This window comes from Phyllobacterium sp. MT110 (assembly GCF_058792715.1).
Window position 1 is genome coordinate 792,222 of record NZ_JBXAFE010000001.1, and the last position, 12,794, is coordinate 805,015.

Consider the following 12,794-nt stretch of genomic DNA (forward strand, 5'->3'; position numbering starts at 1 on the left):
GAATTGTTCAGAGCGCGCCCGTCAGAATGCCGACACCAGCCAAGGCGGCAAGCCCGCCGATGATTCGCACCGCACTGGGGCCGGCACGTTGGCTGATTCCGCCGATGGCAAAGCCGATGCCGATACCGGCGACGTGGAGCAGGGCAGTGGCGGCCATGAAGCCGCCCGCATAGGCGAGGCCGCCGGCGCTTTCCGGCATTTCCGCGCCATGGGCATAGCCATGGAAAATGGCGAAGAGGCCGACGAGGGCGGTTGCAATGGCCACGGGCGCCTGAATTTCCAAGGCCACCGCCGCTCCGAGCACAATCACCGAGAGCGCGATTGCGAGTTCGACAAAGGGCAGGCTCACTCCGGCAGCGCCAAGCGCGCCGCCAGCGGCCATCATCCCGACGAACGCTGCCGGAACGAGCCACAGGGCGCGTCCGCCCAGCTGGAAGGCAAGGATGCCGACGAGAATCATCGCCAGGACATGATCGAGGCCGGACACGGGGTGGGCGAAGCCATGGGTAAAGCCGCTGGTGTCACCCACGCCGACATGCGCATGGGCAAGGGCAGGGTAAAGCGTGGCGAATGAAAGGATTGCGATTCGTGCTGCACGGTTGTTTGGCATGTGATGTTCCCGTTTTCTGGTTTGCTCTTGGAAGGAGGAGAACATTGTTGCCGCAGAAAATTGCTGGCGCAAAGGATAAAATATTGCAGTTGCTCACTGCCGGCGGGAAAAATCCGCAACTGGCAAATCCCGACCACGCACGCATGTCGGCTGCGATGTGAACAGACAAATTATCTCGGCTAGAAGTAAGGGAAGAAAATGTTCCGCTGGGGAATGGTGGGCGATGAGAGACTCGAACTCCCGACATCTTCGGTGTAAACGAAGCGCTCTACCAACTGAGCTAATCGCCCCCTCACAAGGGTGTGTGGGGAGCGTTTAGGCGTTTCGTGCGATATTGGCAAGAGGGTATGAGACACTTTTATGATTTGTTTGAAGAGTTTTTCACAATCGCATTTTTCCTGTCGACTAGCGCTTGACACTCCCCCGCGAACCCCTTAAACGACCGCTCACACCAGATGAATTTCTGGTTTGCAAAGTGCGCGGGTGTAGCTCAGTTGGTTAGAGTGCCGGCCTGTCACGCCGGAGGTCGCGGGTTCGAGCCCCGTCACTCGCGCCACTTTCCCTCTCAAGCAATTGATGTAAATGCTTGATATTACGGAAAGTGGTGCCCCGCACGCTTGCATCTCTTCTCTCCCGAATGTTCCCATGGTCCACTGCCCGCCGCTCTCCGGTTCGCCCCTCAGGCGCCTGCCGGTTTCTGATGCGGCTTAGGAAAATCAGTCCTGTCCGGTTTTCCGCTGGTGTGCGGACGGCGAATCTTTTTCGCTGTTTTTCAACCCGTCGATACGATTCGCCGCCGGGGTGAATCGCCCCGCATAAATGCATTGCTGCGTTGCACAAAAATCAGTTGTGAAAGCTTTGTGGACTAGGCAGCATGATTCCTTACTCCAGCTCCGATGGTTGCCGCCCATGCCCTTGCCGATTCTCGCTCTTGCCATTGCCTCCTTCTGCATCGGCACAACCGAATTCGTGATCATGGGTCTGTTGCCGGAAGTCGCGGCCGACCTGCATGTCACCATCCCCCATGCAGGCCTGCTGGTGACCGGCTATGCGCTTGGCGTCGTCATCGGTGCACCCATCATCGCCATTGCCACGGCATCCCTGCCGCGCAAGCCCGTGCTCATCGGTCTCGCGATGCTCTTTGTCGTCGGTAATCTGTTCTGCGCCATTGCCCCCAATTACTGGATGCTGATGATCGCCCGCGTTGTCACCGCCTTCGGCCACGGTGCCTTCTTCGGCATCGGGTCGGTGGTGGCCGCCAGCCTCGTGCCGCGCCACAAGCGCGCCAGCGCCATCGCGCTGATGTTTGCCGGCCTGACGCTCGCCAATATCCTCGGCGTGCCCGCCGGTACCGCCCTCGGCGAGCTCTATGGCTGGCGCTCCACCTTCTATGCCGTCGTCGCCATCGGCGTTGCCGCCGTCATCGCCATCGCGCTACTGGTTCCCGCGGCCGGGGCAGAAGAGAAGGGCGGCGGCATTCTCAGCGAGATCAAGGTTCTCGGCAAACTGCAGGTCTGGCTTGCCATGCTGATCTCGGCGCTCGCTTCCGGCAGCCTGTTTGCCGTCTTTACCTATATCAAGCCGATCCTCACCGATGTGTCCGGCCTGTCGACCGCGGCGGTGACCTGGGTTCTGCTGCTGTTCGGGGCTGGGATGACCGTCGGGAATGTCATCGGCGGCAAGCTTGCCGACTGGAAGCTGATGCCCACGGTGATCGGCACCCTGGTCACCGTGGTGTTCACCCATGCCCTGCTGGCGGAAGTCAGCGGCACGGCAGCGGCGGCAATCGCCGTGGTGTTCCTGTGGGGCATGCTGACCTTCGTCATCGTTCCGCCATTGCAGATGCGGGTGGTCGAAACCGCGAGCGAAGCGCCCAATCTGGCGGCCACGCTCAACCAGGGCGCATTCAACGCGGGCAATGCCGCCGGTGCCTGGGTTGGCGGTGCGGCGCTCACCTGGGGCGTGTCCTATCAGAACCTGCCCTTTGTGGGGTCGGCGCTGGCCTTGCTCGGTCTTGGCGTGGCCGTCTGGTCGCTGCTGCTCGACCGCAGGGCGCAGAAGAAGCAATATCTATCCGAAGAGGGGGAAAGGCTCAGTCTGGAGCCTCTCGCGGGTCTCTAAGCGCCCCTCTTTCCCAAACTCTGCACAACAGCATTCGCGCCCTGGCGCGCGTGCTGTTTCCACGCGCGCGGCATATCTGCATTTTGTCCTAAATCGTTTATAGGACCGAATGTCGCAGTTCTGAAAACCACGTCGCGGACAAACAGGCCGGCAAGGCACATTAATATCATTCTAAAGAGTGATTCAGCTGTGTTTTGCGGGCCAAACTGGCTTAAAACTGCGAAATTCGCGGCTTTTTATGGATATGCGTCACGAAATGGTGACAAAAAACCGGTGGTATTGGGGCGATTGTTGCACTTGCGCGCATGGCGCTAACGCGCTAACCCTCGCCGCATCGTACCGGTGTCAAAGCTGGTGCGGTCTGTCGCGTATTGGTGGCAGTCATGTGCATAACATGGCATTCTTGTCAGCCTGAGTTCACAAGGCGGAAAAAGTCGGATCATGAACGAGCTTTTAAGTTCCTACCTGCCCATCGTTATCTTCATCGGGGTAGCGCTGGTAATCGGTTTGGCACTGTTGGTTGCGCCTTTTCTGGTCGCATACAAGTCGCCAGACCCGGAAAAATTGTCGGCCTATGAGTGCGGCTTCAACGCATTCGATGATGCCCGCATGAAATTTGATGTCCGCTTCTATCTTGTCTCGATTCTGTTCATCATCTTCGATCTGGAAGTTGCCTTCCTCTTTCCGTGGGCCGTGGCCTTCAGCAAGATCGGCTGGTTCGGTTTCTGGTCGATGATGATCTTCCTCGGCGTTCTGACAATCGGCTTTATCTATGAGTGGAAAAAGGGAGCGCTGGAATGGGATTGACCGCTAGCCAAACCACCCTCGTGGCACCGAAACCCAAAGGCATTCTTGATCCCGGTACGGGCAAGCCGATCGGTTCCGATGATGCGTTTTTCGGTGAGATCAACAATGAGCTCGCCGACAAGGGATTTCTCGTAACCTCCGCCGATGCGCTGGTCACCTGGGCGCGCACCGGTTCGCTGATGTGGATGACCTTCGGCCTTGCCTGCTGCGCGGTCGAAATGATGCACACCTCCATGCCGCGCTATGACGGCGAGCGGTTCGGCTTTGCCCCGCGCGCGTCACCGCGTCAGTCCGACGTGATGATCGTTGCCGGCACGCTGACCAACAAGATGGCTCCGGCGCTGCGCAAGGTCTATGACCAGATGCCTGAGCCGCGCTACGTCATCTCGATGGGCTCCTGCGCCAATGGCGGCGGCTATTATCACTATTCCTATTCGGTGGTGCGCGGTTGCGACCGCGTCGTGCCGGTGGATATCTATGTGCCGGGCTGCCCGCCCACGGCCGAAGCGCTGCTCTATGGTGTTCTGATGCTGCAGAAGAAAATCCGCCGCACCGGCACGATCGAGCGATAGGAGAGGGCGATGTTTGAAGAAGCATTGAATGAACTCTCCAGCTACCTCCAGGAAAAGCTGGGTGCGTCGCTGAATTCGGTGGCTCTGGCCTATGGCGATCTGAGCGTTGAAGTCGACGCGGCAAGACTGCTCGATGTTCTGACCTTCCTGCGTGACGACGTGCAGTGCCAGTTCATTTCGCTGATCGATATCAGCGGCGTGGACTATCCCTACCGCTCGCATCGCTTTGACGTGGTCTATCATCTTCTGTCGCCGCGCCAGAATCTGCGCATCCGCGTCAAGGTGGCGACGGACGAAGATACACCCGTGCCTTCCGCCACGCCGGTCTATCCCGGTGCCGACTGGTATGAGCGCGAGACCTACGATCTCTATGGCGTGCTGTTCTCCGGTCATCCGGATCTGCGCCGCATCCTGACCGACTACGGTTTTGACGGCCATCCGCTGCGCAAGGACTTCCCGCTGACAGGTTTCGTCGAAGTCCGTTATGACGACGAGGTCAAGCGCGTCGTATATGAACCTGTCGAACTGCGGCAGGAATTCCGCAATTTCGACTTCCAGTCACCCTGGGAAGGCACGGATTATGTGCTGCCGGGTGATGAGAAGGCCAAAGCGAATTGAATGCGTGCGAATACAGACGTGTAAGACGCCAGGAAGCGAAATATGACTGAACACAGCGTCCGCAACTTTAACATTAACTTCGGCCCGCAACATCCTGCGGCGCATGGCGTTTTGCGCCTTGTGCTTGAACTGGACGGTGAGGTGGTCGCGCGCGTTGACCCGCATATCGGGTTGCTGCATCGCGGCACCGAGAAGTTGATGGAAGCCAAGACCTATCTGCAGGCCGTGCCCTATCTCGACCGCCTCGACTACGTGGCGCCGATGAATCAGGAGCATGCCTACGCGCTGGCCGTCGAGCGCCTGCTCGGCATTGAGGTGCCCAAGCGCGGCCAGCTGATCCGCGTGCTGTTCTCGGAAATCGGCCGTATTCTTTCGCATCTCTTGAACGTGACCACGCAGGCCATGGACGTCGGTGCCCTGACGCCGCCGCTCTGGGGCTTCGAAGAGCGCGAAAAGCTGATGGTGTTCTACGAGCGCGCTTGCGGTGCCCGTATGCACGCGGCCTATTTCCGTCCGGGCGGCGTGCATCAGGATCTTCCCGACAGACTCATCGAGGATATCGGCAAGTGGTGCGATCCGTTCCTGCAGACCGTCAAGAATCTCGACGACCTGATCACCCCGAACCGCATTTTCAAGCAGCGTAACGTCGATATCGGCGTCGTGAAGCTGGAGGACGCATGGGCATGGGGTTTCTCCGGCGTCATGGTACGCGGCTCGGGTGCCGCCTGGGATCTGCGCAAGTCGCAGCCCTATGAATGCTATTCCGAGATGGAATTCGATGTTCCGATCGGCAAGAACGGCGACTGCTACGACCGTTATCTCATCCGCATGGAAGAAATGCGCCAGTCGGTGCGCATCATGCGCCAGTGCGTCGATCTCCTGCTGGGCAAGGAGCGGGTAGGGCCGGTTTCCAACATGTCCGCCAAGATCGTTCCGCCGAAGCGCGGCGAGATGAAGCGGTCGATGGAAGCGCTGATCCATCACTTCAAGCTTTACACTGAAGGGTATCACGTGCCCGCCGGTGAGGTTTACGCCGCGGTGGAAGCGCCCAAGGGCGAATTCGGCGTGTTCCTGGTGTCCGATGGCTCCAACAAGCCATACCGCGTCAAGCTGCGCGCCCCGGGCTTTGCCCATCTCCAGGCCATGGACTTCCTGTGCCGTGGTCACATGCTGGCCGACGTCTCCGCTGTCCTCGGCTCGCTCGATATCGTATTTGGTGAGGTTGATCGCTAATGTCCGTCCGTCGTCTTGCAGAAGATAGCGTCCAACCAGCAGCCTTCGCGTTCAATCGCGAAAACACTGCCTGGGCCAAGCAGACCATCAAGAAATATCCCAAGGGCCGCGAACAGTCCGCGGTCATTCCGCTGCTGATGCGCGCGCAGGAACAGGATGGCTGGGTCACCAAGGCTGCCATCGAGCATGTTGCAACCATGCTCGACATGCCGCTGATCCGCGTTCTGGAAGTGGCGACATTCTATACGCAGTTCCAGCTGAAGCCGGTCGGAACGCGTGCCCATATCCAGGTTTGCGGCACCACGCCGTGCATGCTGCGCGGCGCGGAAGACCTGAAGAAGGTCTGCCAGCACCGCATTCACCACGAGCCGTTCCACACCAACGAATCCGGCACTTTGTCGTGGGAAGAGGTCGAATGCCTCGGTGCCTGCGTCAACGCGCCGATGATCATGGTGTTCAAGGATACCTATGAGGATCTGACGCCCGAACGCCTCGAGGAAATCATCGATGCTTTCGAAGCCGGCAAGGGCGATACGATCACGCCCGGCCCGCAGATCGACCGTTATTTCTCCGCCCCTGAGGGCGGCGCAACGACGCTGATCGAAGGCAATGGCGCGGCCAAGCCGAAGCGTGCGGCAAAGGCTGCCGATGCCGCTGCTGTTCCGGCCGCGAGTGTGGCAAAGCAGGACGAGGCACCGGCAAAGGCCGTATCGCTCGAGGACAAGAACCGTCCGGCCGCGATCGACAAGCCTGCCGTCGTGGATGATCTCGAACTGATTTCCGGCGTCGGCCCGAAGATTGCAGGCATCCTGCATGAACTCGGCATCTATACATTTGCCCAGGTCGCCGGCTGGAAAAAGGCCGAGCGCGAATGGGTTGACGGTTACCTCAACTTCAAGGGCCGTATCGAACGCGACGACTGGGTCAAGCAAGCCAAGGCCTTGGCCAAGGGCGGCGAAGCCGAGTACATCAAGGTTTTCGGCAAGAAGCCGAGATAAGATCATTGGCGGAAACGATGTGCGTTTTCGCTGGAGAATGGACGAAGAGAGTAGGACGGGTGCGATATGCTCGCTGACAAAGACCGCATCTTCACCAATATTTACGGCCTTTTCGACAAGTCGTTGAAGGGTGCGATGTCACGCGGCTGCTGGGATGGCACTGCAGGGATCATCGCCAAGGGCCGTGACTGGATCATCAACGAGATGAAAGCTTCCGGCCTGCGCGGCCGTGGCGGCGCCGGCTTCCCGACGGGTCTGAAGTGGTCCTTCATGCCCAAGGAAAGCGACGGACGCCCGCATTATCTCGTCATCAATGCCGACGAATCCGAGCCGGGCACCTGCAAGGACCGCGATATCATGCGCCACGATCCGCATACGCTGATCGAAGGCTGCCTGATTGCCGGTTTCGCCATGGGCGCCAACACCTGCTACATCTATGTGCGCGGCGAATATATCCGCGAGCGCGAAGCGCTGCAGGCCGCCATTGACGAATGCTATGACGCCAAGCTGCTCGGCAAGAACAACAAGAACGGCTGGGACTACGATATCTATGTCCATCACGGCGCCGGCGCCTATATCTGCGGCGAGGAAACCGCCTTGCTGGAGAGCCTGGAAGGCAAGAAGGGCCAGCCGCGCCTGAAGCCGCCATTCCCGGCCAATATGGGCCTTTATGGCTGCCCGACCACCGTCAACAATGTTGAATCGGTTGCCGTTGCCCCGACCATCCTGCGCCGCGGCGCGGCCTGGTTCTCCGGCATCGGCCGTCCGAACAATGTCGGCACCAAGCTGTTCATGATCTCCGGTCACGTCAACCGTCCATGCACGGTCGAAGAAGCCATGGGCATCACCTTCCGCGAGCTGGTCGACAAGCATGCGGGCGGCGTTCGCGGCGGCTGGGACAATCTGCTGGCGGTTATTCCCGGCGGCGCGTCCTGTCCGGTCGTTCCGGCTGCCGATATCATCGATTGCCCGATGGATTTCGATGGGTTGCGCAACGTCAAGTCATCCTTCGGCACGGCGGCTGCGATCGTCATGGACAAGTCCACCGACATCGTTCGCGCCATTGCGCGCCTGTCCTACTTCTTCAAGCACGAGAGCTGCGGCCAGTGCACGCCATGCCGCGAAGGCACCGGCTGGATGTGGCGCGTCATGGAACGCATGGCGGTCGGCAATGCGCAGAAGCGCGAGATCGACATGCTGCTCGACGTGACCAAGCAGATCGAAGGCCACACCATCTGCGCGCTCGGCGACGCGGCGGCATGGCCGGTACAGGGTCTGATCCGGCATTTCCGTCCGGAAATCGAACGCCGTATCGATGAGTTTACACGCAACGCTTCTGCGGCAAGCCCCGTGCTTGTTGCGGCGGAATAGGGTTGAGGGGATATGCCGGATACCGGAACAGACAAGCGATCGGGTGCGGACTGGTCGGCAGTGATGCCGAAGCAGATCGTTCCGGCTGCCAATCTGCTGACACCGCCGATGGGTGCGATGGCGGCGGCGTCTGTTTTGACTCTCGGCATCGCCAGCCAGATGTGGGGTCTGTGGGCCGGTGCTCTTGCCGGTATGCTTGATGCCAACGCGAAGCTGAAGCCGCTGGACAGGTCGCCGGCGGCCGCAGCAAAGCAGGCGCCTGATGTTGCTGAGTTGAAGACGATCATACGCAACAAGGCGACCGAAACCGCACCAAAGGCGGTTGCTGGTAAAAAAGCCAAGCTGGCGGCGGTTTCAACGGGGCCGTCGAAACCGGCGGCAATCGCAAAGCCGGCCTTGCCGGACGACCTGAAGCGGATTTCGGGCGTTGGCCCGAAGCTGGAGCAGGTCTTGAACGGTCTTGGCATCTACACCCATGCGCAGATTGCGGCATGGTCACCCCAGGAGATTGCCTGGGTCGATGATCATCTGAAATTCGGCGGGCGTATCGTGCGGGATGAGTGGGTCAAACAATCCGCTGCCTTGGCGGGGGTGAAGCCCGAATAAAGCCATGCTGGCTTGGACCGGCATGGAGCAATTGAAGGTATTTCAGCGGTTTCGCGGGAATGCCAAATGAAAATGCGGAATGTTCCGCGAGGTTGGACAGACGATGGCAAAGATCAAAGTCGACGGTAGGGAAATCGAAGTACCGGATCACTACACGCTTCTGCAGGCTGCGGAAACGGCGGGTGCCGAGGTGCCGCGGTTCTGTTTCCATGAGCGTTTGTCGATCGCCGGCAATTGCCGCATGTGCTTGATTGAAGTGAAGGGCGGACCGCCCAAGCCTGCCGCGTCCTGCGCCATGGGCGTGCGCGACCTGCGTCCGGGCCCGAACGGCGAGACGCCGGAGATTTTCACCAACACGCCGATGGTCAAGAAGGCCCGCGAAGGCGTGATGGAATTCCTGCTGATCAACCATCCCTTGGATTGCCCGATCTGCGATCAGGGCGGCGAGTGCGATCTGCAGGATCAGGCCATGGTCTTCGGTATCGGTGCGTCGCGCTACAAGGAAAACAAGCGCGCCGTTGAAGACAAATATATCGGACCGCTGGTCAAGACGGTCATGACGCGCTGCATTCACTGCACGCGCTGTGTCCGCTTCACCACGGAAGTGGCCGGCATTTCCGAGCTCGGCCTTATCGGCCGCGGCGAAGATGCCGAAATCACCACCTATCTCGAGCAGGCGATGACATCGGAGCTGCAGGGCAATGTGATCGATCTTTGCCCGGTCGGTGCTCTGACATCCAAGCCCTACGCCTTCCAGGCCCGTCCGTGGGAGTTGACCAAGACCGAATCCATCGACGTGATGGATGCCGTCGGCTCGTCGATCCGCGTTGACACCCGCGGCCGCGAAGTGATGCGCGTGCTTCCACGCGTCAACGAAGCGGTGAACGAGGAATGGATTTCCGACAAGACCCGCTTCATCTGGGATGGCCTGCGCACCCAGCGCCTTGACCGCCCCTATGTGCGTCGCGATGGCCGTCTGGTTCCGGCAAGCTGGCCGGAAGCGTTCGAGGCGATCAAGGCTGCCGTTGCCAAGACGACCGGCGACAAGATCGGCGCGATTGCCGGCGATCTCGCCAGCGTCGAGGAAATGTATGCGCTCAAGCAGCTCATCACATCGCTCGGCTCCGCCAATATCGACGGACGTCAGGACGGAACGGTTCTGAACACGGCCAATGGCCGCGCCTCCTATATCTTCAATCCAAGCATTGACGGTATTGAAGACGCTGACGCCGTACTCATCATCGGTTCCAATCCGCGCTTTGAAGCGTCGCTGCTCAATGCCCGCCTGCGCAAGCGCTGGCGCGCTGCCGGAATTCCGATTGCGCTGATCGGCGAACAGGCCGACCTGCGCTTCAACTACGAATATCTCGGCGCCGGCGCAGACACCCTGGCGGAACTTGCCAACGGGTCGCTGAAATTCCATGCGGTGCTGAAGAAGGCCAAGAAGCCGATCATCATCATCGGGCAGGGCGCGCTCAGCCGTGCAGATGGCAACGCGGTTCTCGGTCTTGCTGCCAAGATTGCAGCGGATACCGGCGCGCTTGCCGATGACTGGAACGGTTTCGGCGTCATTCATACCGCTGCCAGCCGGGTTGGCGCCCTCGATATCGGTTTCGTGCCGGGCGAAGGCGGCAAGTCGGTTGCGCAGATGCAGGGGGCACTCGACGTGCTGTTCCTGCTCGGCGCAGACGAGCTGAACTGGGCCGGCAAGGGCGGTGCCTTCACCGTCTATATCGGCACCCATGGCGATCAGGGCGCACACAATGCCGACGTGATCCTGCCGGGCGCGACCTACACGGAAAAGTCCGGCACCTTCGTCAACACCGAAGGCCGTGTGCAGATGACCAACCGCGCCGCCTTTGCGCCGGGCAATGCCAAGGAAGACTGGGCGATCCTGCGCGCACTGTCCGATGTGCTCGGCAAGAAGCTGCCATTCGACTCGCTTGCCGCCCTGCGTGCAAAACTTTATGCAGAATACCCGCACCTGGCCGTCGTCGACGCCATCCAGGCCGGTGATGCTGCCGACATCAAGAAACTGGCCAATGCGTCGGGCACCGTTGACAAGACGGCCTTCGTATCGCCGGTCCAAGACTTCTACTTGACCAACCCGATCGCCCGCGCCTCAGCCGTCATGGCTGAATGTTCCGCGCTGGCCAAGGGCGGCTTCAAGCAGGCGGCCGAGTAGGCGGGGAAGAGACTGATATGGAAGATATTTTCGCAACCTACATCCTGCCGCTGCTGATTATCCTCGGAAAATCAGTGCTGATGCTCGTGGTGATGCTACTGATCATCGCCTACCTGCTTTACGCGGATCGCAAGATCTGGGCGGCAGTTCAGTTGCGCCGTGGCCCGAACGTCGTTGGACCGTTCGGCCTGTTGCAGTCCTTCGCCGACCTTCTGAAGTTCGTGGTCAAGGAACCGATCATTCCGTCCGGCGCCAACAAGGGCATTTTCCTTCTGGCCCCGCTGGTGTCTTCGGTGCTGGCCATGGCGGCCTGGGCGGTCATTCCGGTCAATGAGGGCTGGGCGATTGCCAACGTCAATGTCGGCATTCTCTATGTGCTCGCCATTTCCTCGCTCGAAGTCTACGGCGTCATCATGGCCGGCTGGGCATCGAACTCGAAGTACCCGTTCCTCGGCGCGCTCCGCTCCGCCGCGCAGATGGTGTCCTACGAAGTCTCTATCGGTTTCGTCATCGTCACCGTTCTGCTCACTGTCGGTTCGCTGAACCTCACGGATATCGTCTTGTCGCAGAAGACCGGTCTCGGCACCATGGTCGGCCTGCCCAATACCTTCCTTGACTGGCATTGGCTCGGCCTGTTCCCGATGTTCGTCATTTTCTTCATCTCGGCGCTGGCCGAGACCAACCGCCCGCCTTTTGATCTGGTCGAAGCGGAATCGGAACTCGTTGCCGGTCACATGATCGAGTATTCGTCGACCGCGTTCCTGCTGTTCTTCCTCGGTGAATATGTCGCCATCACCCTGATGTGCGCGTTGACCACGATCCTGTTCCTCGGCGGCTGGCTGCCACCGGTTGACGTCTGGTTCCTGAACTGGGTACCCGGCATCATCTGGTTCATGCTCAAGCTTTTCTTCGTCTTCTTCATGTTCGCCATGGTGAAGGCATTCGTTCCGCGCTACCGCTACGACCAGTTGATGCGTCTGGGCTGGAAGGTGTTCCTGCCGATCTCGCTCTTCATGGTCATCGCCACCGCGGCGTTTCTTAAAATCACCGGCCTGACACCGTAAGGAGAATCAGCATGGCACAACTCGCACAAGCTGCTAAATCGCTCCTGCTGGCGGAGTTCGTCGGCGCCTTCTTCCTGTCGATGCGCCAGTTCTTCGCGCCGAAGGCGACGCTGAACTACCCCTACGAAAAGGGACCGCTCAGCCCGCGCTTCCGCGGAGAACATGCGCTGCGCCGCTATCCCAACGGCGAAGAACGCTGCATTGCCTGCAAGCTCTGCGAAGCGATCTGCCCGGCGCAGGCCATCACCATCGAAGCCGGTCCGCGCCGCAATGACGGAACGCGCCGCACGGTGCGTTATGACATTGACATGGTGAAGTGCATCTATTGCGGCTTCTGCCAGGAAGCCTGCCCGGTGGATGCCATCGTCGAAGGCCCGAATTTCGAGTTCGCCACGGAAACCCGTGAAGAGCTTTATTATGACAAGGACCGGCTGCTCGCCAATGGCGACCGCTGGGAACGCGAGCTGGCACGGAACATCGCAATGGATGCGCCGTACCGGTAACAATTGAGTGGATGGGGCGTCGTCCCGTCCGAGTGCGCGCATGTGTCTTAGGGCAGGGTGCTTCTACCCGCCCGGAACATGCGTTATGAGGCTGCGAATACACGGA

At 60.0% G+C, this 12,794-nt stretch carries 12 protein-coding genes and 2 tRNA genes; 12 read left to right on the forward strand and 2 right to left on the reverse strand.

Annotated features, from left to right (window positions below; translation table 11 throughout):
* Positions 1-7: 7 nt before the first annotated feature.
* Both AC1Q5O_RS04200 and AC1Q5O_RS04205 read right to left on the reverse strand, forming a co-directional pair.
* Entirely contained in the window at positions 8-610 is a 603-nt protein-coding gene (locus AC1Q5O_RS04200) for a HupE/UreJ family protein (protein WP_492561939.1), read from the reverse strand.
* Positions 611-824: 214 nt separating this feature from the next.
* Positions 825-900: transfer RNA gene (locus AC1Q5O_RS04205), tRNA-Val, on the reverse strand.
* A gap of 189 nt (positions 901-1,089) precedes the next feature.
* On the opposite strand from AC1Q5O_RS04205, the gene AC1Q5O_RS04210 reads away from it, so the two are divergent.
* The 12 genes from AC1Q5O_RS04210 (at position 1,090) to nuoI (ending at position 12,688) form a co-directional block, all read left to right on the forward strand.
* Positions 1,090-1,166: transfer RNA gene (locus AC1Q5O_RS04210), tRNA-Asp, on the forward strand.
* A gap of 353 nt (positions 1,167-1,519) precedes the next feature.
* Entirely contained in the window at positions 1,520-2,731 is a 1,212-nt protein-coding gene (locus AC1Q5O_RS04215; protein ID WP_492561940.1) for an MFS transporter, read from the forward strand.
* A gap of 441 nt (positions 2,732-3,172) precedes the next feature.
* Entirely contained in the window at positions 3,173-3,538 is a 366-nt protein-coding gene (locus tag AC1Q5O_RS04220; RefSeq protein WP_091883778.1) for an NADH-quinone oxidoreductase subunit A, read from the forward strand.
* Positions 3,529-4,110 carry a NuoB/complex I 20 kDa subunit family protein gene (locus AC1Q5O_RS04225; protein ID WP_223615194.1) on the forward strand — a complete coding sequence of 194 codons (582 nt, stop codon included), beginning with the start codon at positions 3,529-3,531 and terminating at the stop codon, positions 4,108-4,110. Before AC1Q5O_RS04220 ends, AC1Q5O_RS04225 begins: the two co-directional genes overlap by 10 nt.
* A gap of 9 nt (positions 4,111-4,119) precedes the next feature.
* Positions 4,120-4,728: an NADH-quinone oxidoreductase subunit C gene (locus AC1Q5O_RS04230; protein WP_464660008.1), complete on the forward strand. Its 609-nt coding sequence runs from the start codon at positions 4,120-4,122 to the stop codon at positions 4,726-4,728.
* Positions 4,729-4,770: 42 nt separating this feature from the next.
* Positions 4,771-5,961 carry an NADH-quinone oxidoreductase subunit D gene (locus AC1Q5O_RS04235; protein ID WP_346306524.1) on the forward strand — a complete coding sequence of 397 codons (1,191 nt, stop codon included), beginning with the start codon at positions 4,771-4,773 and terminating at the stop codon, positions 5,959-5,961.
* The gene (gene nuoE, locus AC1Q5O_RS04240) at positions 5,961-6,959 is read left to right on the forward strand and encodes an NADH-quinone oxidoreductase subunit NuoE (protein ID WP_492561941.1); all 999 of its coding nucleotides are present in this window, start codon (positions 5,961-5,963) and stop codon (positions 6,957-6,959) included. The genes AC1Q5O_RS04235 and nuoE overlap by 1 nt, the downstream gene beginning before the upstream one ends.
* Before the next feature lie 66 nt (positions 6,960-7,025).
* Entirely contained in the window at positions 7,026-8,330 is a 1,305-nt protein-coding gene (gene nuoF, locus AC1Q5O_RS04245) for an NADH-quinone oxidoreductase subunit NuoF (RefSeq protein ID WP_105735490.1), read from the forward strand.
* 12 nt (positions 8,331-8,342) lie between these two features.
* Positions 8,343-8,936 carry a helix-hairpin-helix domain-containing protein gene (locus AC1Q5O_RS04250; RefSeq protein WP_492561942.1) on the forward strand — a complete coding sequence of 198 codons (594 nt, stop codon included), beginning with the start codon at positions 8,343-8,345 and terminating at the stop codon, positions 8,934-8,936.
* A gap of 103 nt (positions 8,937-9,039) precedes the next feature.
* Positions 9,040-11,121: an NADH-quinone oxidoreductase subunit NuoG gene (gene nuoG / locus AC1Q5O_RS04255; protein WP_492561943.1), complete on the forward strand. Its 2,082-nt coding sequence runs from the start codon at positions 9,040-9,042 to the stop codon at positions 11,119-11,121.
* A gap of 17 nt (positions 11,122-11,138) precedes the next feature.
* Positions 11,139-12,185 (forward strand): NADH-quinone oxidoreductase subunit NuoH, encoded by a 1,047-nt coding sequence (gene nuoH / locus AC1Q5O_RS04260; RefSeq protein ID WP_223615188.1) that lies wholly within the window; start codon positions 11,139-11,141, stop codon positions 12,183-12,185.
* Positions 12,186-12,196: 11 nt separating this feature from the next.
* Positions 12,197-12,688, forward strand: coding sequence for an NADH-quinone oxidoreductase subunit NuoI (nuoI, locus tag AC1Q5O_RS04265; protein WP_091883764.1), 492 nt, complete (start codon positions 12,197-12,199; stop codon positions 12,686-12,688).
* Positions 12,689-12,794: the final 106 nt, after the last annotated feature.